Source organism: Peribacillus tepidiphilus, from assembly GCF_009466385.1.
GTDB lineage: Bacteria > Bacillota > Bacilli > Bacillales > DSM-1321 > Bacillus_BN > Bacillus_BN tepidiphilus.
This window is the reverse complement of sequence record NZ_WIAQ01000009.1, coordinates 78,597-105,189: the sequence shown is the minus strand read 5'-3', so window position 1 is coordinate 105,189 and position 26,593 is coordinate 78,597. Positions and strand designations below refer to the sequence as shown.

Genomic DNA, 26,593 nt, shown 5'->3' with positions numbered 1-26,593 from the left:
AAATGCCTATATACCATTTCCATCTATTATTGATAGAGATGGCATGCAGCAAAATGACCCGGTTCAATTTCTTTTAGCTCAGGTCTAACAATCTTACATACTTCCATACATTCCTTACATCTGGTATGAAAAGCACAACCTTGAGGCGGATTAGCCGGGGATGGAATATCACCGGTAAGTAATGGCCTGTCTTTTTTCACGGTTGGATCAGGGATCGGAACGGCTGATAATAAAACCCTAGAGTATGGATGGAGAGGATTTTCATAAAGCTTTTCAGAGTCCGTTATTTCTACAAGCCTTCCTAAATACATAACGCCAACTCGATCACTAATATGTCTAACCACTCCTAAATCATGGGCGATAAATAGATACGTTAGACCAAATTCCTTTTGCAAATCCTCCAGTAAATTCAAAACTTGAGACTGAATGGATACGTCCAAAGCTGAAACTGGCTCATCCCCAATTATTAGCTTTGGTTTTGTCATGAGGGCTCTTGCTATTCCGATCCTTTGTCTTTGACCACCACTAAACTGGTGTGGATAGCGTTTCGCATGGTAGCTTGATAGCCCTACAATTTCAAGCATTTCTTTAACTCTTTGCTTTCTTTCTTTTGCATCTCCTATTCCATGGACAATGAGCGGCTCTTCAAGAATTTTCTCAACCGTGTGCCTCGGATTAAGAGAAGCAAAAGGATCCTGAAACACCATTTGCATTTCTTTTCTAATTTTTCGCATTTCACGATTAGAAAGAAAAGTTAAGTCTTTTCCATCAAAATAAATCTGGCCCTCTGTTGGCTCGAGTAGCCGCATAAGCATTCTTCCAGTGGTTGATTTACCGCAGCCAGATTCACCAACAAGTCCAAGAGTTTCTCCCTTTTTGACGATAAAACTGATATCATCAACGGCTTTTACTTCACCGATTCTCTTCCCAAAAACCCCGCCTTTGATAGGGAAATATTTTTTTAGTCTTTCAACCTTCAATAATATTTCTGTCATTCTGCAGCCTCCCCTTCTATTAAGAAACAGCGTACATAATGTCCGTCCTTACTATTTTTTATTAGCGGGGGATCCTGCGTAGTACATTTTTCATGAACAAACTCACATCTAGCAGCAAACCTGCAGCCCATTGTTACAGAACCAGGTTTAGGAACATTTCCAGGAATCGAATATAACCGCTCTTTCTTTTCGTGTACATCCGGTATGGCTCGCAGTAGTCCAATCGTATACGGATGCTTCGGATTTTTGAATATTTGTTCGACCGATGCTTCCTCCACAATCTTTCCGGCATACATGACAATCACTCTTTGACAAAGCTCGGCGACCACTCCAAGATCATGGGTAATCATAATAATCGCTGTATTAAGCTTTCGATTTAAGTCTTTCATGAGAGCCAATATTTGAGCCTGAATCGTCACATCTAAAGCTGTTGTAGGTTCGTCGGCAATCAAAAGTTTAGGATGACATGAGAGAGCCATCGCAATCATAACCCTTTGCCTCATCCCGCCTGATAGTTGATGAGGATATTCTTTCATTATGGCTTCAGCACGTGGAAGACCAACAAGCTTCAACATTTCAACAGACTGTTTAAATGCCTCTTTTTTGGATTGTTTATTATGTATTAATATAGCCTCGATAAGTTGATCCCCGATTGTAAATAAAGGGTTTAACGAGGTCATCGGCTCTTGGAAAATCATCGCAATTTCATTTCCTCGTATTTGCCTCATTCTCTTTTCAGTCGCTTGAACTATATTTTCTCCATTCAACCAAATTTCCCCACCTGTAATCTTCCCAGGTGGTTGAGGGATTAACTTCATGATGGATAAGGATGTTACGCTCTTCCCACAGCCTGATTCTCCTACAATTCCAAGGATTTCTCCATCATTTACAGTAAAACTAATTTCATCAACGGCCGGTATTTCTCCACTTGATGAATAAAAGCTAGTCTTTAAATCTTTCACTTCCAAAACCGGAGCCTTGTTCAATTTCATACTCCTTTCATTGCTCTTTCAGTAATTAACAATCATTCCTTTTATTTGAAAACGAATCTATTAGTATTCTATAAAAATATAATCATTTAGTCTAGTTATTTTCTGAATTATTTAAATATAATTAATATTGTTGACAAATAAATTGATTAACTTGTTTTTACATTAATACATTAATTAACTAAAGTATTTGGATTTTTGGATTTAGTAGTTTTAAATAATATTTATGTTCATTTTTGCTCAAATTTCATTCTGGAATTAGTCAAAAGATTTTACTAGTATAGAAAAACAAATATTTATAAAAAAGATATGAAAAAATGTCAGGAATCATTCCTAAGCTTCATACAGGCATAACCTTTTTTGCAAAGAAAAAAAGGATAGCAACGATTGTTACTATCCTTCCAAAGTAGATATCCTTCTATCAATTTTCAAGTTGCTGTACTTGAAACAATCTATAATAATGCCCTTTTTTCTGCATTAATTCCTCGTGTGTACCGATCTCTGTGATTTCCCCGTTTTCAATGTGTACAATCCTGTCGGCATGGGTAATTGTTGATAATCGGTGGGCAACAATAAAGGTTGTACGGTCCTTGGCAAGCTTTTCAAGCGCTTCCTGAATAAGATGTTCACTTTCTAAGTCTAGTGCAGAGGTGGCTTCGTCAAGGATCAGGATCGGTGGATTCTTCAAGAAAACTCGTGCTATGGCTACGCGTTGTTTCTGGCCGCCGGAAAGCTTAACACCTCTTTCTCCCACCTTCGTGTCATAACCGTTTTGCAAATTCATAATAAAATCATGGGCATTAGCTGCTTTGGCAGCCTCTATTACTTCTTCTTTAGTAGCATCAGGTTTGCCTAGTAAAATATTTTCCTCTACTGATTCACTGAACAAGATATTATCCTGTAAAACCATTCCAATCTTATCTCGTAAGGATCTAACTTGAAAATCTCGAATATCAATCCCATCTAATAATATTCTTCCTTCGGATACATCGTAAAATCTTGGAATTAAGCTAACAAGCGAGGATTTTCCTCCTCCACTCATCCCTACAAGCGCAATTGTTTCCCCTTTTTTCACATCCAGAGAAATGTTTTTTAAAACTGGTGGTTCTCCTTCGTTATATGAAAAAGTCACATTCTCAAACGTAATATTTCCCTTTACATTTTTGCATTCAATTGCCCCTGGCTTGTCCGTAATATCATATTTCACATCGATAAATTCAAAGACACGATCCATGGATGCAATGGACTGTGTTAAGGTTGTAGAAGAATTAACCAACCTGCGCAATGGATTGTACAAACGATCAATATAGGCAATGAATGCAACCATAGTTCCGACCGTCATTTTTCCGTCAATCACCAAAAATGCAGAATAACCAATGACGAGCAGTGGCGCAATATCGGTGATTGTATTGACAACTGCAAAGCTCTTTGCATTCCAGCGTGTGTGCTCAAGCGCTTTATGTAAAAAGTTCTTATTCTGCTCATCAAAACGCTTTTGTTCATGATCTTCAATCGCAAAACTCTTAATCACTGGCATACCCTGAACACGCTCATGAAGATAGCTTTGCACCTCAGCCAACGCCTGTGAACGTACTCTCGTTAGCTCTCTTAGCTTTCCAAAGAAAAAACGTACCGAAAAAGCATAAAACGGTAATAGAATCAATGACACAATGGTAAGCTTTACATTCATTGTGAACATCACTGCAATGGCAATGATAATCGTTGCTATATCAAGCCAAAGATTCATAAGTCCAGATATCACGAAGTTTTTTGTTTGTTCCACATCATTAATAACTCTTGAAATGACTTCTCCTGCACGAGTATTGGCATAATAACGGAAGCTCAGCTTTTGAATATGGGTAAACAACTGATCTCGTATATCGTAAAGAATTTTACTGCCAGTCCATTGAGCAAAATATTGGCGGTAATACTCAATAGGAGGACGAAGAATGACAAATATGACAAACATGATTCCCATAACCGCTAGAAGCTTTTCTTTCTTGTCTGCAGAAGAAAGGCCATCGTTTCCTACAATATCATCCACAACATATTTAATGAGTAAAGGTATGATAAGTGGAATAGCAAACTTAATAATACCGATGATAATCGTTCCGATAATTTGCAGCCGATACGGCTTCACAAATTTCAAATAGCGTTGTATACTCCCCAAAAATCCTACCGTCCTATCTTTTTTATTAGCTTACACAAAGTCCAACCATTTTCATTAAACAAGCAAAAACCTGTTGTTTCCATCAACAGGCTAGATTGCAGACAAAGCATATTTCATGCTCATTCGTTAGTCCATTACCATTATTCATTATCTGCGATATGTCAGATAACGCTCGTACCACGAATCAATAAACTCCGCTGAAAAAGGTCCTTTTCGCTGACGTATCCAAAATATGAGCTCCTTAACATTCTTTTTTAAAATTTTGTCAATTACATCAGGATAATTCATTTCCTTACGATGTCTCTCATATTCGTCTTCATCCAGCAGTGTAAAAGTCATATCCGGAAAAACCTTAATATCCAGGTCATAATCAATATACTTTAATGCCTCCTTATCATATACGAAAGGAGAACTGATATTGCAATAATAATACACACCATCTTCCCGAAGCATTCCGATCACATTAAACCAATACTGAGAATGAAAATAACAGATAGCTGGCTCTCTTGTAATCCACGTTCTACCGTCAGACTCTGTGACCATCGTTCGGTCGTTTGCAGCAATCACCAGATTTTGCGTCCCTTTTAAAACGGTGGTTTCTTCCCAGATTCGATGGATCAACCCGTTGTGCTTATAGCTATGGATTTGTATTTTCTCTCCTTCGATGGGAACACCCATTTTTCTCTCCCTACTTTCTATTTGGACGCTTTCTTACCTGAAAATATATTCTAAAAAGGTAAAAAGCTTGTTCTTATATACTACTTTATTATAGCGATTAATAAATAAATTTAAAACAAAAGTGTAGTGAACTGTGTAATTTATTCCTTCTTTTTCTGCAAAACCGTTTGATAAAGTGACACTTCCATCAATGCGGGATATAAAAGAAAAAGAGCCTGCAATCAACAGACCCGTTCATTCCTTCATTCAACTATACAGTTACTGTTTGAGAGAGCTGATACGAACGGATTACTTCTTCTGTTTGTTTTTCAAACAGGGATTGGATTTCTTTCAATTCATTTTTCATTTGAAGGATTTCTTCACGGACAGATCTAATCTCTGTCTGCTGTTCTAATTGGATCAACTGTTTTTCAACTTCTTGGCAGCGTTCTATTTCAGATTGCAAAAATATAAGCTTATCCATTGTCTTTAGCTGTTCGGCAACAAGCACTTCGAATTCCTTCATTCCTTCACTCCTCATACTTGACATACATAAATTATTCTCTTTTATCAAAGGTATTCCTTTATCTTTTTATGTAGACTGAATAGAAGTTTTGTCGAATTCAATCGAAGATAAACGATATTGAATGAAAAAGTGGAAAGCGCCTGGTTAGCTCTACCCTAGAAGAGCTAGTGCTTGAGAATAGCAAAAGACACCCTTTACTTTTAAAGAGTGTCTTAGATTGTAGACAAAGTAATGTTTTACGCACATTCAGGCTGATTGAAAACGCTTGTCAGTCAAGGAACGAACCTGTACGAGGAGCGGAGTTACCCTAGACGGTAATGAGCACCGGAGTAGGATTCGTGACGAAAAATGCGAGCGTTTGTCAACAGCCTGAGACACCCTTTACTTTTAAAGGGTGTCTTCGATCAAGAGGTTATTGCTGGTTTTGTTGTCCAAATTGACCAGAAGCTTGAGCTTTGCGAGCTTCTGCTTGTTGGTTTGCTTGTTTCACTTGTTGTACATCTGTTTCACTAGCAAATTCAGTGCCGAATTGACCTTGAGCAGACTTAGCATTCGCTTGTTTCACATGTTGGATGTTTGTACCAGATTGTGATTTATTGTTTTGTGCCATTGTATTTCACCTCCACGCTCTTTAATCTAACCAAGAGATGAGGTGAATATCCTTATAAAAACCAAACAGAATATATCCAAATTATGTTATACCAACAAAGATCTTCCACCATCTACAATAATCGTTTGACCTCGGATCATATTGGACTCTTCCGATAGTAAAAACATAATTGCATTGACCATATCTTCCATTTCCACCATTCTCCCCGCTGGAGTTTTGCTGATGGCGTCTTTAAGAAGCTCTTCTCGATTTGGAAAATGCTTTAATGCATCCGTATCAATCGCACCACCTGAAACAGCATTGACACAAATATTTTTCGGTGCCAATTCTACAGCTAAATATCTTGTAAGGGCCTCAAGTGCAGCTTTTGAAACACCAACTGACGTATAATTGTCCAAATAACGGATTGAACCTAGCGAGCTTATGCTCACTATTTTTCCTCCACCGCTTTTTTCCATAAGCCGTGCCGCTTCCTGCGCACAAAATAAAAAGGCTTTACTGTTAATTCCCATCGTCCAATCCCAATGGGACTCTTCAAGCTCCATAGCAGGCCGTAGCACTCCAGAAGCAGCGTTATTAATAAATACATCTAATCGTCCATAAAATTCTTCGATTTGCTGAAACATTGCTTTTATTTTACTAACATCCCCAACATTTGCTTTTACAACTAAAACCTTTCTCCCTAAAGCCTCAATTTCTGATGCTACTTCTGTTGCAGCCGATTTGCTTCTTGCGTAGTTAATCACAAGATCATATCCTTCTTTTGCAAGCCGTATTGCCGTTTGTCTACCAATTCCCCTGCTGCTGCCTGTTACTAATGCTACTTTTTGCGTCATCTTTCTCTTCCTTTCAATGTCATGTATAAGAAGAACTCTAGTTATAAAAAATAAAATATAACGTATCGAGGAGGCTTATTTATGTATGTAGGTCGTGATATGACAGAACTCTCTATGACCCCGAAGAATCAATGGAAAGATAGTGAACTCTCCTTTTTTCATCATTCTCTTCAACAAATGGTACCTTATTTGAATGTGGAAGGACAAACCATTCATAAAGAAATCGTCAAAGAAATCCAAAAACGCGGTGGCTTAAAGCGAAATGAGGCTGATTACACACACGGAACCCAGGTAAGCTACGATTAATCGGATAGTATGCTGTCCCAAAAGTATTAATTTGGGACTGTCTGTCTGATAATGCGTGAAATATACTTTGTCTACAACCTATGCTGTCCCAAAAGTTTTTTGGGACAGCTTTTGAATTCAAATAAAATTCATTCATCCATATTGATAAACGCCTTGTACATTTTTTGATGTGGAACTGGAAAAGCCAGTTCTTTTATTTCTTCCTTGCTTACCCATTTCATATTATGTTTATGGCAAATATGTTGATCGATTTCTCCACATACAACTCCACGATACACTTCTACGTTCCAAACAAGATGTGAAAATACATGCTCAACTTTTGTTACATAGTCTTGGATTTCTACAGCCGTCCCGAATTCATTAAGAAATTGCTCTTGAAAGAAAATTCTGTTTGAAATAACTTTACTAAAATATTCAAAATTAGGAAACTCCCACATGTTTGCTAGCAAGCCCTTGCTGCTTCGTTTTCGCACAAGAATCTCGCCCTTTTCATTTTGCAGAATAGCTGCAACCAAAGGAACGGTTCTTGACGTTTTCTTTTGATTTTTAATAGGGAGCTCCTTTTGCATTCCTTCTTTGAAAGCCTCGCAATGCTCCCTTACAGGACACAGAAGACAAGAAGGTGTTCCAGGAGTGCATATCATTGCTCCAAGCTCCATTAATGCCTGATTGAAAAAAGAAGGATTTTCCTCTGCGATCAGCTTTCTCACCGCAAATTCAAATATTTTCCGTGTTTTCGGTTTTGCAATATCTTCTTTTATGAGTAAAATTCGTGACAATACTCGCATGACATTTCCATCGACTGCTGGTTCCGGTTTACCATATGCAATGCTCAAAATGGCTCCGGCTGTATATGGCCCCACACCTTTAAGCTTCGAAATTTCTTCTACTGTATCTGGGACCTTTCCTCCATAGTTCTCCTGTACCTCTTTTACAGCGGCATGGAGATTCCGAACTCTTGAATAATAGCCTAGTCCTTCCCAAGCTTTTAGAATCTTTTCTTCATCAGCTTCAGCAAAATCCTTCATTGTTGGAAACCAAGTCATAAACCTTTCATAATAGGGAATAACAGTATCGACTCTTGTTTGTTGAAGCATAATTTCTGAAACCCAAACCGAATATGGATCCTGATTTTTTCTCCACGGCAAGTCCCGCTGCTCTTTTTCAAACCAAGAAATTAAGTCATTTTGAAATGCGGACTTATTTATATGATGTAAAGCATCTATCTCAAAACTCTTCAATTCCGTTCCTCCAGGATGTTAAATATTCATAATAAAAGGGAATATAATAAGAAAAGCATAAAGCGCCTGGTTAGCTCTTGATAAAGGGAACGTCGACGTTACGACGTCCTGGCGAAGTAATGTTCTTCACCCGAAGAAGTCCTAAAGACTTCGCAGGGGGAAGGTTATTTTACCCGAAGAGCTGGCGCTTGAAGCTGGATCATAAGAAAAGCGTAAAGCGCTATGAATCATTTTAATATGGCGATACATAAATTTAAAATATATTCAATTGGAAATGAATAGTGAATGCGTTATGATAATTAAAACTATTGCGATGTGGTGAGAGGATTCAACCCGTTTTCTAAATTATTCAACCCGTTATTGAAATAATTCAACCTATTTTCGAAATAATTCAACCCATTATTGAAATAATTCAACCCGTTTTTGAAATAATTCAACCCATTATTGTTCTCAACTCATTCGTAAGAACATCTACCCCTGTAGATCCTTATAATTCAATATGGACTTTAAAATAAGAAGGAGGGATCACCTCTTGGATACAGGAACACATTTCGTTATGGGTATGGGACTAGGAGCATTGTCTACGCTTGATCCTGTTGTGGCAGCTAGTCCAACCACTGCCCAGACAGTATTACTTGGGACAATCATCGGTTCTCAAATTCCCGACATTGACACCGTTTTAAAGCTTCGCAATAATGCCATTTATATTCGAAATCATAGGGGAATCACCCATTCGATTCCCGCCGTCCTGCTGTGGCCAGTGCTTGTTACTGCTATTCTTTATATGTTCAATCCTTCAGCCGATTTGTTACATATATGGCTATGGACGTTTCTGGCCGTTTTTCTGCATGTGTTCGTTGACATCTTTAACGCTTATGGCACGCAGGCTTTACGTCCAATTTCATCAAAATGGGTCGCGCTTGGCATCATTAATACATTTGATCCATTTATTTTCGGTATTCACGTTGCAGGGCTGATACTTTGGACTTTTGGCTCTTCACCTGGCTATACCTTCCTAGTCATTTATGGAATCATGATCGTATACTATATTATTCGCTTTCGAGAGCAAAGGCTGATTAAAGCCGCTGTGAAAAAAGTCATTCCTGAAGCCAGGAAAATCATCCTTTCTCCGACTATGAGGTTTCATAAATGGCGAGTTGCGGTCATAACTGAAAAACATTTTTATGTTGCCAGAGCAAATAACCGTTCCATCACCATTCTTGATCAATTCAAAAGAGTACCTCTTCCCGAACATAAAGTTTTAGATGTAGCGAAACATGATAAAAACTTGGCGGCGTTTTTATCCTTTTCCCCTGTGTATCGGTGGGAAATTGAAGAGAATAATGGGAGCTACGAAGTAAGATTCATCGACCTTCGATATAGGAGTAATGGCTATTATCCTTTCGTCGCCGTCGTCCAGCTAGACCACGATTTAAATATCGTTTCTTCTTATACTGGCTGGATTTTTTCAGAAGAAAAACTGAGAAAGAAACTGAATATCCTTCCAAACTAAAAAACCTCCATTCCCGAATAATAGGGAGCCGGAGGCTTTTTCTAATGATTTAAATCCTGTAAGAAATGCTTGTATTTTGGATTATTTGCTACAAATTCATGCAGATAGGGACCATAATTATTAATCCATGTTTTAACGACCATTTTTGTTCTTTCTTTTCCCCCATATTTGTGCCCGGCTTTCGCATAAGTCGTTTCAAAATCCTCCCAAAGCAATTCAACCCAAGTTAATGCTTTCTCATAACTAATTTTTTTATTTTTTTCTGCTAATAATTGAGCAAGTTCTTCAAAAATCTCATTCATAAGTCTCTTCTCCTTCCTGCCATTATTTTTTCAATATAGTTCTTTACTTTTAACCCATACTATAGGTACGCGAATTATTTCGCGTGAAATATTTCGTGTGCTGCAACAATGACTGAAAATCTGTCTGATTTATTTAACAAATCGAGGAGGGGTCACTGTGCGAAATAATGCGACAAACTTTCCCAATCAAAACAACAACAAGCTTGAAGGCGAACCTAGAGCAAAGGCTGAATATGCTTCAAGGCGTGCAGACGGAACCATCAACACTCATCCGCAAGAACGAATGAGAGCATCAGGGCAAAGAGATTCTGACAGCCTACATTTACAATAGCATGGAGAGTGATTCGTTATGAATAAACGCTATAAAGTACACAACCATAACTACATTAGTCCGTTTAAACAAAGATGGACCAACCCAAAACATGCCAAATCTCAAGTGGTCGGTGAAACACAGCAGACTCAACCTCTCATTAAACTAGATGGACTAGTCCGTAGTAGAGGCTAAAGGTCCTGTTTCTTTATAACCATAGTTACAATTTCCTTTGAATAAAGAATCATCATGATCATTGCCTTTTTCATAATAGAAAATGAGCTCTTCTTGGTCAAGGAATATTAAGATAATTCACTAAAATATTCCTTGATCTTCTTTTTCCTGTTCATTTTGCTGCTTTAGTAAGGCAATAGGCAACGCTTCTTCTTTTCCATTTCCGTTCAGACGATAGCCCCACGCAAAAATTCCGTTCATATAGTCAATTTTAAAATAGGAACCCGGGTCACCTTCAATAGGATAAATTTCACCTGGTTTATAATCGTCGGGATTTAACAGATACGATTTTGCCATAATTGCTTTTCTTTCTAAAACCGCAAATTCATTGACCATTCCCATTTGCTCAGCTTTCCTAGCCTTTTCATGAAGTGAAGCAATTTCTTGTTGAAGCTCATGCTTGGACATCTGGCTGTATCTTTTTTCCATATATTGCACCTCGTTAAATAAAAATGAATACATATAGTCTAACAAAATTTTGCTATGCTAGCATTTGGATAAGCTAAACGTATTCTTCTTTTTCATTTAAAAATTTTTCTATTAATTCAATGGAGAACCCTTTTCGGTATAAGGCTTGCTTCATCTTTTGCTCATATTGAAATCCTTCATATTTCATATAACGTTTATGAGCTTTAACGCCTTGATAGCATAAACTTTCCCATTCCTCATCTAGATCATTTTCAAACGGCTCATTCACTATAATTTCTTGGACAACCCATGAAGGAAAGCCTTTACTGAAAAGCATTTGCTCCATTTTTCTCCTATATTCAACAGTGGAAATCCTTTTAGACGACTTTTTGTTTTTTTCAATCAAAGCCTTTGCATGTTCTATTTGCAGGTGTTCATCATATTCTTTTATCGCTTTTTGAATAGAATCTTCTGCTACACCTTTTTCATTAAGCTCTTTCGTAATCAGCTGTGGACCTTTTTTTGTCGTATTTATTTGCGTACGTACATATGCCTTTGCAAATTCAAGGTCATTGATGTAATTGAATTTCTTTAATTTGTGAATGACCTCCTGGATAATAGGAGCATCCCATTCCTTTTTCTTCAAATGCTGCCGAACTTCTTGCTCGGAGCGCATCCTGATGGATAAAAATTGGATGGATTGGGTATATGCCTTTTGAATATCTTCTTGATATTGAATTTCCATTATGTCTAATTCATCAATTTCCATGCCTTTTTTTAAACCATGCTTAATGAGCACGTCTTCACTCACGCTAAAGGCATACTCTTCTCCTCGACCCTTATCTAGAAAAATGTTATAGCGATCTTTGAGCTTTTTTTGAACCGTAATCTTCGTGATATATGCCATGTTTATCACCTCATTATTAAATGTAGCACATTCCTTAAAAGGTATTGCTATAAAGTTAATCGAAATATATAAGAGAGAGGAGGAAGGAAAAATGAAAGTTGCGATTGCAGGCGGAACTGGTTTTGTTGGGAAAGCCATTACAGATCGATTGTTGGCTGAAAATCATGAAGTGTTAATTTTGACTAGAAACAAAAATGGCAAACAAGAAAAGGAAAACCTTCACTTTATTGAGTGGTTGAAGGAAGGAACATCCCCAGAAAAAGAGCTTGAGAATTGTGACATATTCATAAACTTAGCAGGAGAATCCATCAATAATGGCAGATGGACTAAAAAACAAAAAAGACGAATTTTGCAAAGCCGCCTTCATGCGACTTCTGAAATAATAAGAATCATGAAGAGCATGAAAAAAATGCCGGATGTTCTAATAAACGCTAGTGCAATCGGTTATTATGGCATTTCTGACACAGAAGTTTTTACTGAGGATTCTCCAGACGTTGGTTATGACTTTTTGGCACATACCGTTCAGCAATGGGAAAAAGAAGCTTCAAAAGCGCAGCAATTAGGCGTTAGAACCGTCTTTTTGCGATTCGGCATTATTTTAGGAAAAGAAGGTGGAGCTTTGCCAAGATTGATTATACCATACAAATTCTTTGCTGGAGGTACCGTAGGAAGCGGCAAGCAATGGATGTCCTGGGTCCATATTGAAGATGTCGTAAGAGCAGTAGTGTTTGCCATCCATAACTCCGCTATTGCTGGTGCTGTTAATATTACATCCCCAAATCCTGTACGAATGGAGGAGCTAGGAAGGGCCATTGCAAAGATCATGCAAAAACCACATTGGTTACCCGTCCCCTCCCCCTTGTTGAAATTAGCTTTAGGTGAAATGAGTATTCTTGTCTTGGAAGGACAAAAAGTACTCCCACAAAAATTAATAAACCATGCATATTCTTTTACATATCCTCATATCAAAGAGGCTTTAGAGGATTTGTTAAGATAGGATCCTTCACACTCACTTCATGAAAGTGAGTATTTTTTTTAATATGAAAGGAAAAAATGCTAATAATCTCAATTAAGGAGTGATCAGGATGGAAAAGAAGAAAAAGGAAAAAATAAAGACTAGACTCACTGGAGCCCAAGAGGTTACATACCAACATGAGTTCAAAATGGCTGATCGGGCAGCTGGCTTTATTAAAAAGAAGAATTATTAAGAATACATAAGTTCTTTCACAAAACAAACAATAGTACTATATCCATAAACATGAGGTGAAAAGAACGATGAAAAAAAATCAATCATTCAACAATAAGGTAAGCGGCGGCTTGGATGTGGAGTATTCCTCTGAGCTTGCAGATCATGAAGATCTTGAAGCACAAGCCCGGTCAAAGGCTGCTGATGAAAGAGCAAAAAGAAGAGAACAAAATAAATAATATGCAGAGATTAAACGTATTCAATCTAGATTTTTTACTTAGACAGGATACCGATATGAGTGTTTGTTTACTGAAAACTCCAGTAGATCCGTTTTTGAAGTAGAATTTTATAATAAGACAACAAATTCTTGTACTAAATGGCAGTGAATTTGGAACCAAATTATTAAGTATTTTAGCCCATAAAGTGCTTGTACTTGAGCAAATTTAAAATCACACGAAGAAACACACGGCATATAGGAAATATCGTGTGTTTCTTTATAGCTGTAGCAAGTAATTGAACAGATCATTACATTAATGCAAATGCGAGGGCTATTCGGACAAGCCAAACAGGATATTACCTTTGGTAGTCCGAATACGGTGGTTATTCGGACAGGACTTACAGTAAATAGACTGCGGGTGTCCGAATACGAAGGTTATTCGGACAGGACATACAGTAAATAACTTGCGGGGGTCCGAATACGGAGATTATTCGGACAGGACATGTAGCAAATCGCCTAAGGGGGTCCGAATACGGAGATTATTCGGACAGGACATGTAGCAAATCGCCTTAGGGGGTCCGAATACGGTGGTTATTCGGACAGGACTTACAGAAAATAACCTGGGGGTGTCCGAATACGGTGGTTATTTGGACAGGACATGTAGCAAATCGCCTAAGGGGGTCCAAATACCAAGGTTATTCGGACAGGACAAGTAAGAAATTGCCTATCATAGTCCAAATTAGGGGAGTTCCAAAAAAATAATTTCATTTACATTTACATCAGACTTTTTTCTCCTACTTGTCATCGAAATTAACATTTAAATTGATAGAGACCAATACCCTCTAGATTATTTTTAATGATATTTATATGTTTTTCATATAAAACGTTGCTATATCAATAAAAATAAAGAGTCCAATTCATATACGAATAGGACTCTAAATGATGGTGTAAATATATTTTTTTTTACTTAAAACTGAACTACTTAAGAAAAACTCCTGCTTTCAGTTTATATCATTAGTGAACAATGACTTTATTGTTAGCAGCACCTTTGCCAATCCGTTCTTTGATGAAAGGAACTGCGAATCTGTCAACTCCGTAATAGTATGCACCTGTACCAGCGAATAGAAGAATGATTGCAACTGTATATAGGATTGGGTTAGTGCTTGTTGTACCAGCTAGTAAGAAGTTGAGGTTCATAAATGCTCCTGCTAGTAAAGCTGGAATTGTTGCTGCACCTAAAATCAATCCGATCCCTACCAATACTTCGCCCCACGCTACCAAGAAGCTGAATAATCCTGCATTTGGAACTGCGACGTTTTCAAGGAATGCTGCGTACCAGCCTTGAACTGCAGGATGTTCACCTGTTGCTTTTGCAATAGCACCCTTCATGAATCCGCTCGCATCAAAACCATCGATTACTTTATGCCAACCAGCTTGTAACCATTGTACACCTAACCAAATTCTTAATAACGCCCAAACTATTCCCGCTACTGGTCCATTTTTCCATGTAGTGTTCATGTTACTCATCTCCTAAAATTTTTTTAAAAGTAAAATAAGTGCTTTTGTGAATCAATTCACAAACTATCCGAAAAAAATATACTTCAGATGAAACTTTTAGCCAGCCAGCTGTATTACTGAAAGAAGACAACGTGTATCATAATTGTGATTCTTATGAATTTTCTCACTATCTTCTTTCACTTTTATAATACTCCTATTACCTTCTTTTGGCAACAGACTTCACAATGTATTCACAATTATTTTTCCATACCTTTACAAGCAATATAAATAACCAAAAACGGTTTATCTGTTACAGCTTTTTAATGACTAAGAAACGAAACAGATTAATTAAAAGGGGGCGATTAAAGATCAGAATATACCTGATAATTCTACCTGGAACAACTAGTAGCCTTCATTATCCACAACAATTATCCACATAAGTGTGAATATTGTGAACAACTTTTTATCTTCTTTAAATACAATGACTATTATTCAAAAGTCATTCACATAAAAAGAGACACGTCCCTGTGTATACTGTGGATAAAACTCATTAATATTCTATTCCTTAGCTTTTTAGCTGTGGATAAATATTTGTCTATAAAAACAAGAAAACACACGCTGCTTGTGTGTGTTTCTAAGATGCTCGTTATTCAGCTTCTTTGTCTTCTTGAAGGGGCTGTTTGTGCATTGGGATTATAGACTCGATTCTAATTAAATGTGGCCTAATCTTATATTCGTGTGATATTTTGCTAACGAGCAAATTCGCAGCCTCTTGCTCATTTTCTGCTTGTATTAAGCTACGACCTGTCAACACGCTGCCATCCTCAATCATTGCGTGCCAAGCCAAACGGAATTCCTGATCCACTTTGTATCTCCACCCCAATTTTAAAAGTAATTTGTCTATTTATCATAATCCTTGACCTTGTAAAGGTGATAGTAGATTGCCTCTTTATTTTATCAAAAAATAACAGTGACGTTTATGAATATTTTTGTGGTATACTATTTTTCGGACATAGGTCACAAAAATTTAACTTAACAATCTTAAAAAATCGAAGTAGAATATCGCAATCAAAAGAATAACTATTATCGCTGAATCATTTTGAACGGGGGATCCAATTCTGTACGTTAAATGAACGTACTTGGGGTGAATCCTTTAAGGTAGGGTTACTTCAAAACCCGAATCCGACAGCTAACCTCGTAAGCGTATTGGAGGAGGAAACACTGTTTTTTAACACAGGGGTTTACTGCCTCTGTGTTTTTTTGCCTTTAAACCAGGAAAAAGACCTATATCCCAAATAAAAAATTGGTACAAACCGACTTATTCAGGAAAGATTACAGGATGAAAAAAAGCATGAGCTCCCTTATTTTATGCAATTGCAACCTAATTACAGAATGGAAATAAGGGGAGTTATGACCGGATACTTAATTCATTTAAAAAGATAATAAAATCAACGTTTATTATTTTTTCTTATGTTAGTTGGTGGTGAAATAATGTTTTCTTCCATTAAGAGAATCCTGATAGGTCCTCCTCTAAAAACACATGAGTTAGGGGAACAAAAGCTTACTAAGCTTAAGGCTTTAGCGATTCTTTCTTCAGATGCCCTATCTTCTGTGGCATACGGTACAGAACAAATTTTAATTGTATTAGCTGCCATAGGCGCTATTGCTTTTTGGTATTCTATTCCTATTGCCCTTGGAGTGTTGTTTCTTTTAGCAGCACTCATCCTGTCTTACCGGCAGATTATCTTCTCCTATCCACAAGGAGGAGGAGCATACGTCGTTTCAAAGGAAAATCTTGGAGTTAACCCTGGACTGATTGCCGGCGGCTCTTTATTAGTAGATTATATCTTAACAGTTGCTGTAAGTATCTCTGCAGGAACGGATGCCATCACTTCTGCTTTTCCTACCCTGCATCCGTACAATGTAGAAATTGCAATAACACTGATCATTTTTATTACGATTTTAAACCTGAGGGGAGTAACAGAATCTGCCTCTATCCTGGCCTACCCTGTTTATTTATTTGTATTTGCTTTATTGATCCTGATAGGAGTCGGTATGTACAAGATTTTAACAGGGGATGTCTCATCCGACTTGCATCATCCAATTGGGACCCCGGTTCAAGGAATCACGTTATTTTTATTGCTAAGGGCATTTGCATCTGGGTGTTCTGCCTTAACAGGTGTGGAAGCCATTTCTAATGCGATTCCAAATTTTAAGGAACCTGCGCCTAAGAATGCTGCAAAAACACTTGTTTTAATGGGGGCTTTTCTTGCTGTCCTATTCTCAGGTATCACTTTCCTGGCTTACTATTATGGAATTGCGCCAAAAGGCGAAGAAACAGTGGTTTCACAGATTGCTGCTCAAACATTCGGGCGCAATTTCATTTACTTTTTTATTCAAGGGACTACAGCCCTTATCTTGGTTCTGGCTGCCAATACGGGATATTCAGCCTTCCCGCTATTAGCCTATAGTCTGGCTAAAGACAAATTTATCCCTAGAATGTTCACGGTCCGCGGTGACCGTCTTGGTTATTCTAACGGTATTATCATTTTAGGTATTGCATCTATTCTTCTAATCGTAGCTTTTAAAGGACAAACTGAACAACTTATTCCATTATATGCTGTTGGGGTGTTTATACCATTTACCTTGGCTCAAACTGGAATGATTTATAAATGGTTAAGGGAAAAGCCTACCGGTTGGGTTTTCAAATTTATCACAAACCTTGTTGGGGCTCTCATTACGTTAACTGTATTGATCATCTTCTTTTTAACAAAATTTGCACAGGTCTGGTCAGTTCTTATATTCTTGCCTGTCATTGTGTATATCTTCCACAGAATCAAAATTCATTATGATTCTGTCGGAGAACAGTTAAGGCTGAATCCTGAAGAGAAATCATTGCCTATAGATGGAAATGTTATCATCGTTCCAGTTGCAGGGATTACAAAAGTGGTTGAGACTTCTATCAATTACGCCAAATCAATAACCGATCAGGTTATTGCCGTTTATGTTTCATTTGATAGGGAAGATGAGAAACAGTTTGAGGAAAAATGGAATAAATGGCGGCCCGATGTTCGGCTAGTCACCCTGCATTCCCAGTACAGAAGTATTATCCAGCCACTGTGCAAATTTATCGATATAGTCGATCATAAAGCGAGCGAATCTAATTACAGGGTGTCGGTATTAATTCCACAATTTATCACGAAGAAAAGCTGGCACAATATCCTGCATAATCAATCAGGCTTACTTATCAGAGCGTATTTACTTTATAAGAAAAATGTAATTGTAACAACATACCCTTATCATTTTAAAAAATAACCCATATGTCCTGATTTCATTGTCTATATAAAAAATATTTTTTCAAAAAAATATTGATTTTCTCGATTTATTTTGTGAATATAACAAATAGACAGAATTTTTTTCTGCTAAACATAGCTAAATTAATGGTTTATTTACTATTTTCACCTCAAAAGTCTTAATAATTGTCTCATACTACACTTTCGTTGTATCATTTTTTGATATAGACACAAACTAATAATTATTATTTATATATATACATCAAGATTATGGGAGGTAATATATGAAAAAAATTGGATTAGCTTGGCAAATATTAATTGGTCTTGTCCTTGGTATTATAATCGGGGCCATTTTTTACGGTAATCCAGAAGTAAGCACTTATTTACAGCCGATTGGGGATATCTTTTTAAGGCTCATAAAAATGATTGTGATACCTATTGTTATTTCCAGCATCATCGTTGGAATTGCTAGTGTGGGCGATACAAAAAAGCTTGGAAAGCTTGGTGGTAAGACGATTATCTATTTTGAAATCATCACGACGATCGCCATTATAGTTGGACTATTGGTAGCAAACATTTTCCAACCTGGTGCCGGAGTAGATATGCAATCTCTGGATAAAGTAGATATTAATAGCTATGTAGATACTGCAGAAGAAGTGAAAAGCCATGGTTTTGCAGAAACGTTTGTGAACATTGTTCCTAAGAACATCTTCGAAGCTTTCGTAAAAGGCGATATGCTTGCCATCATCTTCTTCTCTGTTCTGTTTGGATTGGGTGTTACAGCGGTCGGTGAGAAAGGAAAACCGGTTCTCGCATTTTTCCAAGGAACAGCGGAAGCTATGTTTAACGTTACGAATCAAATTATGAAATTTGCTCCATTCGGAGTTTTTGCCCTAATTGGTGTAACAGTTTCAAAGTTTGGGCTTGAATCACTTATACCATTAGGAAAGCTTGTCATCACGGTTTATCTATCTATGGCATTCTTCATTGTTGTCATTTTAGGCGGAGTGGCTAAACTCGTTGGAGTAAATATTTTTTCTTTGCTGCGGTTATTAAAGGACGAACTGGTTCTCGCCTATTCAACCGCCAGCTCTGAAACGGTTTTACCTAAGATCATGGAAAAGATGGAGAAGTTCGGCTGTCCGAAATCCATCACATCTTTTGTTATCCCAACGGGCTATTCATTTAACCTAGATGGTTCTACTTTATATCAAGCACTAGCTGCCATATTCATTGCCCAAATGTATGGCATTGACTTATCTCTCTCTCAACAATTATCATTATTGCTCGTCCTGATGGTTACTTCAAAAGGAATTGCCGGTGTTCCAGGAGTTTCTTTTGTCGTATTGCTAGCTACACTTGGTACTGTAGGAATTCCGGTTGAAGGACTTGCATTTATTGCAGGAATTGACCGAATCCTTGATATGGCAAGAACGGTTGTAAACGTAGTAGGAAACTCCCTCGGAGCAGTAGTCATTTCCAAGTGGGAAGGTCAATTCCAACCTAATGGCGAATCGAATGTAGATGACACAGAATTGAATGTAGCTGTTGATTAACAAATTCTTTTTATATGAACAAAACTGAAAGGCAAGGGGTGTTCCCTTGCCTTCGTTAATGCATATACCGCAACTAGGATGTTATTCTTTACCATACAAACAGTCCTGTAATCATTCCTGTTAAGAAGGAAACTAGGAGACCCGAAACAAGTAATCTCCATGTATTTTTTGCGATTAACAATGTTTTTTCCTCGTTAAATAACGACTTAACACTTCCCAAAATAATCCCAACGGTAGAAAAGTTACAGAAGGAAACTAGGAAGGTTGATATAACCGCCTCTGTGTGGCGATCTAATTTAGGTAAAATTGGATGTAAATTTCCCATTGCAATAAATTCATTCGTAGCTAATTTCTGACCCATGAATTGGGATATCGTAAATATTTTCGATGGTGTAACGCCCATTAAGTAGGTAAAAGGGTAAAAGATCACAGCAAAGATATTTTCTAAGGATAGATTGTCATGAACTAATCCCAAAATACCATTTATAGCTGTTATTAATGCAGTAAATCCCATCAGCATGGCTGCGATGATTAACGCCATTTTCCCTCCAGTAAGCATGCTTTCGGTTAACATATCAAAGAAGTTTCTTTTCTTTTCTTCTTTAGCTGGATTATAAACAATGTCTTCTTCTTTCGTTACCTTGTATGGGTTCATTATGGAAGTGATGATTAATGCACCAACAGCATTTAACGGGATCGCAATCAAAACATATTTCGGATCAATAAGCTGCATGTATCCGCCAAGAACACCAACACTTACACAAGACATCCCTAACATACACGCCGTTAACAATCGTTTATTATCCATTTCATTAAGCTGTTTTCTTGTGATCGCTAAAACTTCATTATTCCCTAAAAACATAACCTGTGTTGCAAAGAAGCTCTCAAAACGAGGAGTTCGAGTCAGTTTTGAAAGCACAAAACCAATAGAATTTATCAATGCTGGAAGAATACCGAAATATGTCAAAATATCAAAGAATGCAACGATGAATATAATTGGCATTAACACACTTATGAAAAAAGGAGCAACTCCATCAAGAGGAGCAAGATCTCCAAATACGAAGTTTATCCCAGTCATCGAACAATCAATCAGCCATAAGAAAAAATCTGCTACTACCTGGATAATTCTATCACCAATTTTAGTGGATAACATAAACCACGTTATAATCAATTGTAAAACCAACATAAACAGGATAGACCTTAAGTCTATGCTCTTACGATTTCTTGAACATAAATAGGCAATAACAATTACAACAATAATCCCAGTGATGTTAATAATCAAAGACAACTAAATTCCTCCTCAAAACTTAAAATAACCCATTGCTTTTTAAGTTTTTACATACGAACCTAATATTATCCATTTTCAATCTTAATATTATTTGAATCCTAACTGGTGTTTGTTGTTCTCTGAAGTTTGGCTAACGGATGTTCTTGACAAAAAGCTAGTCTCAAGGGCGAATACCCGTCACATAAAAAAAACTCACCCTAATAGAATTAGGATGAGGATGAGCTTTTTCTATTTCAAATGTAATCGCACCACACACTCCACATGCGAGGTCTGTGGAAACATATCAACCGGCTGGATGTACTCGATCTTATATAGCTTACTAAGCTGTTGATAATCCTTTGCAAGGGTGGATGGATTACAGGATACATAGACTACGGTTTTAGGCTTGGTTTTTAAGATGGTGGCAAGAAGTTTATCGTCGCAGCCGCTTCTTGGAGGGTCGACCACTAAAACATCTGGCTTCCAGCCTTGCTTGATCCATTTCGGTAGGATCTCTTCTGCTTTTCCAGTTTCATAATGGACGTTTGTCTTTCCATGACGTTCAGCATTTTTTCTGGCGTCTAGAATGGATTCCTTAATTACATCCATGCCTCTTACTTCCTTTGCCTGATCAGATAGCCAAAGTCCAATGGTTCCAACTCCACAATACGCATCCACAACGTTTTCTTTTCCTGTTAGCTTTGCTGCTTTTTTCGCCTCATTATATAATTTTACAGTTTGAATCGGATTTAATTGGAAGAAGGTTCGAGCCGATAACTCATATGCGAGATCGCCTAACGTCTCTTTAATGACATTTTCTCCGGATAAATGGATCGATTTTTCCCCAAATATTAAAGACGTGTCTTTGTCGTTAATATTTTGTACGATTGATTTTACTTGCGGTAATTGCTCTTTAATTCGATCTAAGAGCAGCTCTTTTTTCGGTAAGTCCTTCGTAGCCGTTACGATGACAAGCTGTACTTCACCCGTTTGAAATCCAACACGGACATCGGAATATTCAAGTCTTGAAGTATCCTTTTGACCGTATCTGTGACTTTGTTGCATTCCGGGTGCTGTACGATACAAACCGGGATATCAATAAGATGATGAGAGTTTAATCCATATAATCCTGCGATCACTTTCCCATTTCTGACACCGACTTGAAATTGGCTTTTGTTGCGGTAATACCAAGGATCGTCCATGCCGATTGTGTTGCGAATTTCAATTTCATCCACATGCTTGCTCACGTATCGTTCAAAGGCTTGTTTGACGATATCCCTTTTCTCCATTAACTGTCCTTCATACGATAAATGCTGCAATTGACAGCCCCCGCATTGATCGTACACAGGACAAGGAGGTGCAACTCTGTGAGGTGATTTCTTTCGAATCTTTTTAATTTTTGCTTCGGCAAACTTCGGATGAACCTTTGTCGCCTCAGCCACAATTTCTTCACCTGGTAATGCACCAGGCACAAACACAACACCTCTTTTAAAATAGCCAACACCCTCTCCGTTTATGCCTAGCCTCTTGATTGTAAGAGGAAACGTTTGACCTAATTGCAGAGTCATTTCTTGTTTTGCCATTTTCTTGTTGTCGTATTTCTTCATTGCTTTACACTCCGTTTTTCAATACTTCTCCATAAATAAAGGGAAGCATAACTTAAATAAGGCTTCCAATCCTTGCTAAAAAGCTCCATTTCTTCAATAGAAGGTTTGTTTTCTAATTGATACAATGCTTTCAAAGCATTTTGGATACCAATATCGGCTTTTGGAAAAAGATTCGGCCTACCTAAGCCGAACAGTAAAAAATTCTCGGCCGTCCAATTTCCGATGCCTCTAATTCTCGTTAATTCAGCAATTACCTCTTCATCTTTTTTCTCTTTTAACTGTTCAAGGTTTAGTCTGCCTTCTACGATTTCTGTCGCCAGCCCGATCACATACTCTGCTTTTCGGGCGCTGAACTGAAGCTCTCTTAAATCGGCAACTGTTAGTTCCGCTACCTTTTCTGGTATCGGATAAAACCATGCACCATCCTTCTGAAAGCCGAATGTTTGAACAAACCGAGCTGTCAATGTATAAGCAAAGGATAGATTTAGCTGCTGATGGATAATACATTTTGCCAAGCAGCTGAAATAGTCAAAATCGAGTATAAGAGGCGTTCCACGATGCTCTTCAAAAATAGCATTCAGCTTAGTATCGCGGAAATGCTCATGAACCTGCTCTAATGGTAAATGCCACTGAAAAATTTCTTTCAAGCGCGCAATGATTTTTTCTTTGGCAGCCTGATTTCCATTTGTAATCTTAAAGGCAGGCTCATCTGTCGTTCCGATCGCTTGAACCGTTACCACTTCCGGTGAAGAATCAATCATGAGAGGCACTTTAACCCATCTATTTTCAAGATCTATAGCTTGTAAAGGATCTAAGGAAAGTCGATCTAACACAAGGTCAAAATTGTAAGGCCCTTTCACAGAAAACGTTTCATTCCACAACATGTTTTTCCTCCATGCACGGCGTATTTTCCGTATTATAGCATGTTTTTAAGAATGAAACATCGTTTTGTGAACAGGGTTATTTTAGGGTTATGTTTTTGAAATATAAAAGAGGATTGCTATTTCTAAAACCTTATTATTCATCGCCACACAATGTTTTCGTGTTGACTCATTAACTAGTATTTGAATTTGCTTAAATCGAATGGGGTTTCGCTTAAATCACGAAAGGTTTCGCTTAAATCACAAAGGTTTTCGCTTAATTCATCGATTTGATCGCTTAAATGAAGGTGCCCGCCCGGCTTGTTTTTTAAAAACCTTAACAGAAAGAGACTGTTTCAACAAACGCTGAAACCCCGTATATCTGTTACACAGCATGATACGAAGCCCGAAAACTTTGTTTGGAACAGTCTCTTTAATAAGACATCATAAAGGTCAGGTTATGGGATTTTTTTTGTTTCTCTTTCCATATACAAATCATCCAGGCTTTTAAAAATATAGCCTTGCTTTTTCAAGTCGACTACGATTCGTTCTAAAGCATCTGCATTATCCTTCGAAATCGTGTGAAGCAAAAGAATTGCTCCCGGGTGAATTTGATTCATCACCTGTTGATACGCATATTCCGGACCCTTTGGCTGCTCGATGTTCCAATCTTTGAAAGCAACTGACCAAAATACATGCACATAGCCCGCTTCCTTGGCAGCAACCAAAGTTCTTTCGCTAAAAATACCTCTAGGCGGACGTAAATATTGCATGCTTTCCAGCTCTGTTATTTCTTTTGTTTTTTCCTCTACCATTTCTAATTCTTTAAATAACCGATCATTTGTGATTTGAGTCATGTCAGGGTGATGCCAGGAATGATTGCCGATAATATGCCCTTCATCTGCCATTCTCTTAGCTAGTTTAGGTGCGGTGCGTAAATAATGTCCGGTTATGAAAAATGCAGCGGGTACTTTATGTTTTTTTAACACATCCAAAATTTGTGCTGTGTACCCATTTTCGTAGCCATTATCAAAAGTAAGATAAATGTGCTTTTTATTTGGATCCCCTTTATAAACGGCATCATACTTTTCAAGTATTTCTTCGTATTTTGCACCTGCATCGGCCGGCATCCCATTTTTTCCTTTATTGAATCCCCAATGATATGGTGTGTTTGGAATATAAGAATAGGCATGATAAGAAAAAACAGCCCATACTAACAAAGCAACGGAAAACACAATCTTTTTCAACAAACACCCTCCTTTACATAATCAATCCTTTCTCCTATTTTTTCAAATGAGGTGAAAACTATGCAAAAATATAAGATACAGAATGATTCCAACTGATAATATGTAAAAAATTCCCGCCAGTTTTCAGAATAATCCCGAGGGCTTCAGGAATAATCCCGCCAATCGTAACTTTTTACACTTTTTTAGAAACGCAGAACCCGCCCAACATCGAGTAGGAGGGGGTGACTAACCCCCGACCTCTCACACCACCGTACGTACCGTTCGGTATACGGCGGTTCAATTAAGTATGACGTAGAGTCTGATACCTTTCGGTTAGACTTCTTAACCCTTGGTGACTCCAATAGGAGTTGTCGAGGGTTTTATGTAAAATGGGACTGCAGGCAATCCGCCAATTTCCCTTCCGTGTATTGCCCCATTCGAATGCTTTATGGCTTGGAACACCTAATCCTTTGAGTTTCCGAACTCTTGTTTTCGGGGTTTTCCATTCTTTCCATAAACACATCCGAAGCCTTCGTCTAATCCATTCATCAAATTCTTTGAACTTACTTGGTGTTTCTGCCAAGGCAAAGTATCCGCACCATCCCATTAAATACTTGTTCAGTTTCTCAATCCTTTTCTCCATTGGATACGGTTTCGACCTTGATGTAGTTTCACGAATCTTATCTTTCAAAGCGGGCCGCCTTGAGGCGTTCCCATGTCCGTTTCCATTACTACTCCATTGATCATCACGCCTGATTGAAGATACCGACGGATTAACTTCAGTAGAATTCGATCTTTGATCGTTTTCGCCAAGATCCCCATCAGTTTGTCGTGATTCACCTTGTCAAAGAATTTCTCTAGGTCTATATCGACTACCCAACGATATCCTTCTTTGATATAACCCTTTGCTTCCCTAACCGCATCATGTCCCCTTCTACCTGGGCGAAAACCATAGCTATGGTCCGAGAAGGTCGGATCAAAGATTTTCGTCAACACTTGGGCAATCGCTTGTTGGATGAAACGATCGGTCACGGTAGGGATCCCTAGAAGCCTTACTCCTCCGTTCGGTTTCGGGATTTCGACTCGACGGACGGGTAAGGGCTTGTAGGTTCCTTCTCTCAACGACTGTCGAATGGAGTCCCAATTTTCGTAGAGGTGTCTTCGTAGGTCTTTTACGGACATGCCGTCTACTCCGTGACTTCCTTTATTCTGTTCGACTCGTTTTAATGCCGCTAGGAGATTATCCCGTGACAAAATCAGTTCCATCAACATTAGATATCCTCTCCACGTGAACGAATTCTTCTATTTGTGCCATCTTCTGCTCCACCCTCTTGAAGTCCCCCGTGGGATTCACCACTTCCTCCTTCAAGTAAGTCCTATCGGATTGTCTGCTTCAACACAGAAGATGAACGCCTAGCAATTCGTTCTCCTTAATTGTTCAGTCCTTCCTCTTCCATCTCGAGCTTGAAAGAGTACTATGACTTCTGCTGACTTCTGACTGTTCAGCTATCTATCACTAGATAGGTTACCAAGATTACTTGGCGTGCCAGCCAGACCTCCCCGGGTAAGAGTGTAATCTTTCCTTCCATCCATCTGCTTCATTTACTCTGTATCACCTTTGNAGGAGATTATCCCGTGACAAAATCAGTTCCATCAACATTAGATATCCTCTCCACGTGAACGAATTCTTCTATTTGTGCCATCTTCTGCTCCACCCTCTTGAAGTCCCCCGTGGGATTCACCACTTCCTCCTTCAAGTAAGTCCTATCGGATTGTCTGCTTCAACACAGTAGATGAACGCCTAGCAATTCGTTCTCCTTAATTGTTCAGTCCTTCCTCTTCCATCTCGAGTTTGAAAGAGTACTATGACTTCTGCTGAC

At 38.1% G+C, this 26,593-nt stretch carries 25 protein-coding genes, 2 pseudogenes and 1 riboswitch; of the genes and pseudogenes, 9 read left to right on the top strand and 18 right to left on the bottom strand.

Annotated elements, in window-relative coordinates:
• Window positions 1-26: 26 nt before the first annotated feature.
• The 7 genes from GD441_RS07710 to fabL all read right to left on the bottom strand — a co-directional run bounded on the left by GD441_RS07710 (window position 27) and on the right by fabL (window position 6,783).
• On the bottom strand, window positions 27-995 hold the full coding sequence (locus GD441_RS07710) for an ABC transporter ATP-binding protein (protein ID WP_153125410.1): 969 nt from the start codon (window positions 993-995) through the stop codon (window positions 27-29).
• Window positions 992-1,981: an ABC transporter ATP-binding protein gene (locus tag GD441_RS07705; RefSeq protein ID WP_225434167.1), complete on the bottom strand. Its 990-nt coding sequence runs from the start codon at window positions 1,979-1,981 to the stop codon at window positions 992-994. Before GD441_RS07705 ends, GD441_RS07710 begins: the two co-directional genes overlap by 4 nt.
• 424 nt (window positions 1,982-2,405) lie before the next feature.
• Entirely contained in the window at window positions 2,406-4,154 is a 1,749-nt protein-coding gene (locus GD441_RS07700) for an ABC transporter ATP-binding protein (protein WP_153125407.1), read from the bottom strand.
• A gap of 147 nt (window positions 4,155-4,301) precedes the next feature.
• A complete protein-coding gene (gene ntdP, locus GD441_RS07695) occupies window positions 4,302-4,832 on the bottom strand; it encodes a nucleoside tri-diphosphate phosphatase (RefSeq protein ID WP_153125405.1) in 531 nt (176 codons plus the stop codon).
• Between the two features lie 250 nt (window positions 4,833-5,082).
• Window positions 5,083-5,337: a YgaB family protein gene (locus GD441_RS07690; RefSeq protein WP_153125403.1), complete on the bottom strand. Its 255-nt coding sequence runs from the start codon at window positions 5,335-5,337 to the stop codon at window positions 5,083-5,085.
• 412 nt (window positions 5,338-5,749) lie between these two features.
• Window positions 5,750-5,947, bottom strand: coding sequence for a gamma-type small acid-soluble spore protein (locus GD441_RS07685; protein ID WP_153125401.1), 198 nt, complete (start codon window positions 5,945-5,947; stop codon window positions 5,750-5,752).
• Window positions 5,948-6,033: 86 nt separating this feature from the next.
• Window positions 6,034-6,783, bottom strand: coding sequence for an enoyl-[acyl-carrier-protein] reductase FabL (gene fabL / locus GD441_RS07680; protein ID WP_153125399.1), 750 nt, complete (start codon window positions 6,781-6,783; stop codon window positions 6,034-6,036).
• An 81-nt stretch (window positions 6,784-6,864) separates the two neighbouring features.
• Between fabL and GD441_RS07675 the strand changes: the two genes are divergently transcribed.
• Window positions 6,865-7,089 carry a hypothetical protein gene (locus GD441_RS07675; RefSeq protein ID WP_153125397.1) on the top strand — a complete coding sequence of 75 codons (225 nt, stop codon included), beginning with the start codon at window positions 6,865-6,867 and terminating at the stop codon, window positions 7,087-7,089.
• Window positions 7,090-7,217: 128 nt separating this feature from the next.
• Here GD441_RS07675 and mutY read toward each other — a convergent pair whose 3' ends face one another.
• Window positions 7,218-8,330: an A/G-specific adenine glycosylase gene (mutY, locus tag GD441_RS07670; RefSeq protein ID WP_153125395.1), complete on the bottom strand. Its 1,113-nt coding sequence runs from the start codon at window positions 8,328-8,330 to the stop codon at window positions 7,218-7,220.
• Between the two features lie 532 nt (window positions 8,331-8,862).
• Here mutY and GD441_RS07665 point away from each other — a divergent pair.
• Window positions 8,863-9,843 (top strand): metal-dependent hydrolase, encoded by a 981-nt coding sequence (locus GD441_RS07665; RefSeq protein ID WP_153125393.1) that lies wholly within the window; start codon window positions 8,863-8,865, stop codon window positions 9,841-9,843.
• Between the two features lie 41 nt (window positions 9,844-9,884).
• On the opposite strand, the gene GD441_RS07660 is transcribed toward GD441_RS07665, so the two are convergent.
• Window positions 9,885-10,145 carry a YfhJ family protein gene (locus GD441_RS07660; RefSeq protein ID WP_153125391.1) on the bottom strand — a complete coding sequence of 87 codons (261 nt, stop codon included), beginning with the start codon at window positions 10,143-10,145 and terminating at the stop codon, window positions 9,885-9,887.
• A 157-nt stretch (window positions 10,146-10,302) separates the two neighbouring features.
• Here GD441_RS07660 and GD441_RS07655 point away from each other — a divergent pair, with 157 nt between their 5' ends.
• Entirely contained in the window at window positions 10,303-10,476 is a 174-nt protein-coding gene (locus GD441_RS07655) for a small, acid-soluble spore protein K (protein WP_153125389.1), read from the top strand.
• Between the two features lie 18 nt (window positions 10,477-10,494).
• Window positions 10,495-10,650 (top strand): YpzG family protein, encoded by a 156-nt coding sequence (locus GD441_RS07650; RefSeq protein ID WP_153125387.1) that lies wholly within the window; start codon window positions 10,495-10,497, stop codon window positions 10,648-10,650.
• Window positions 10,651-10,770: 120 nt separating this feature from the next.
• On the opposite strand, the gene GD441_RS07645 is transcribed toward GD441_RS07650, so the two are convergent.
• Both GD441_RS07645 and recX read right to left on the bottom strand, forming a co-directional pair.
• The gene (locus tag GD441_RS07645; protein ID WP_153125385.1) at window positions 10,771-11,118 is read right to left on the bottom strand and encodes a YfhH family protein; all 348 of its coding nucleotides are present in this window, start codon (window positions 11,116-11,118) and stop codon (window positions 10,771-10,773) included.
• A 73-nt stretch (window positions 11,119-11,191) separates the two neighbouring features.
• Window positions 11,192-12,004: a recombination regulator RecX gene (gene recX / locus GD441_RS07640; protein ID WP_153125383.1), complete on the bottom strand. Its 813-nt coding sequence runs from the start codon at window positions 12,002-12,004 to the stop codon at window positions 11,192-11,194.
• 91 nt (window positions 12,005-12,095) lie between these two features.
• On the opposite strand from recX, the gene GD441_RS07635 reads away from it, so the two are divergent.
• The 3 genes from GD441_RS07635 to GD441_RS07625 all read left to right on the top strand — a co-directional run bounded on the left by GD441_RS07635 (window position 12,096) and on the right by GD441_RS07625 (window position 13,429).
• Entirely contained in the window at window positions 12,096-13,001 is a 906-nt protein-coding gene (locus GD441_RS07635; RefSeq protein WP_153125381.1) for a TIGR01777 family oxidoreductase, read from the top strand.
• An 88-nt stretch (window positions 13,002-13,089) separates the two neighbouring features.
• On the top strand, window positions 13,090-13,212 hold the full coding sequence (locus GD441_RS07630) for a YfhE family protein (RefSeq protein WP_153125379.1): 123 nt from the start codon (window positions 13,090-13,092) through the stop codon (window positions 13,210-13,212).
• A 55-nt stretch (window positions 13,213-13,267) separates the two neighbouring features.
• Window positions 13,268-13,429, top strand: coding sequence for a YfhD family protein (locus GD441_RS07625; protein WP_263862431.1), 162 nt, complete (start codon window positions 13,268-13,270; stop codon window positions 13,427-13,429).
• Window positions 13,430-14,421: 992 nt separating this feature from the next.
• Here GD441_RS07625 and GD441_RS07620 read toward each other — a convergent pair.
• Window positions 14,422-14,925 (bottom strand): DoxX family protein, encoded by a 504-nt coding sequence (locus tag GD441_RS07620; RefSeq protein WP_153125375.1) that lies wholly within the window; start codon window positions 14,923-14,925, stop codon window positions 14,422-14,424.
• A 625-nt stretch (window positions 14,926-15,550) separates the two neighbouring features.
• Window positions 15,551-15,769 carry a hypothetical protein gene (locus GD441_RS07615; protein WP_153125373.1) on the bottom strand — a complete coding sequence of 73 codons (219 nt, stop codon included), beginning with the start codon at window positions 15,767-15,769 and terminating at the stop codon, window positions 15,551-15,553.
• Window positions 15,770-15,981: 212 nt separating this feature from the next.
• Window positions 15,982-16,123: riboswitch (cyclic di-AMP (ydaO/yuaA leader) on the top strand.
• A gap of 272 nt (window positions 16,124-16,395) precedes the next feature.
• Between GD441_RS07615 and GD441_RS07610 the strand changes: the two genes are divergently transcribed.
• Both GD441_RS07610 and GD441_RS07605 read left to right on the top strand, forming a co-directional pair.
• Window positions 16,396-18,219 (top strand): APC family permease, encoded by a 1,824-nt coding sequence (locus GD441_RS07610; RefSeq protein WP_153125371.1) that lies wholly within the window; start codon window positions 16,396-16,398, stop codon window positions 18,217-18,219.
• A 262-nt stretch (window positions 18,220-18,481) separates the two neighbouring features.
• Entirely contained in the window at window positions 18,482-19,753 is a 1,272-nt protein-coding gene (locus GD441_RS07605; RefSeq protein ID WP_153125369.1) for a cation:dicarboxylate symporter family transporter, read from the top strand.
• Between the two features lie 88 nt (window positions 19,754-19,841).
• Here GD441_RS07605 and GD441_RS07600 read toward each other — a convergent pair whose 3' ends face one another.
• The 5 genes and pseudogenes from GD441_RS07600 to GD441_RS07580 form a co-directional block, all read right to left on the bottom strand.
• Entirely contained in the window at window positions 19,842-21,041 is a 1,200-nt protein-coding gene (locus GD441_RS07600; protein ID WP_153125368.1) for a NupC/NupG family nucleoside CNT transporter, read from the bottom strand.
• 231 nt (window positions 21,042-21,272) lie between these two features.
• Window positions 21,273-22,577, bottom strand: a pseudogene (rlmD, locus tag GD441_RS07595) (23S rRNA (uracil(1939)-C(5))-methyltransferase RlmD); the annotation flags it as partial.
• Window positions 22,578-22,623: 46 nt separating this feature from the next.
• A complete protein-coding gene (locus tag GD441_RS07590; protein ID WP_191992125.1) occupies window positions 22,624-23,508 on the bottom strand; it encodes a DNA-3-methyladenine glycosylase family protein in 885 nt (294 codons plus the stop codon).
• A gap of 437 nt (window positions 23,509-23,945) precedes the next feature.
• The gene (gene pdaA, locus GD441_RS07585) at window positions 23,946-24,734 is read right to left on the bottom strand and encodes a delta-lactam-biosynthetic de-N-acetylase (protein WP_153125364.1); all 789 of its coding nucleotides are present in this window, start codon (window positions 24,732-24,734) and stop codon (window positions 23,946-23,948) included.
• Window positions 24,735-25,014: 280 nt separating this feature from the next.
• Window positions 25,015-25,985: pseudogene (locus GD441_RS07580) on the bottom strand (group II intron reverse transcriptase/maturase).
• Window positions 25,986-26,593: the final 608 nt, after the last annotated feature.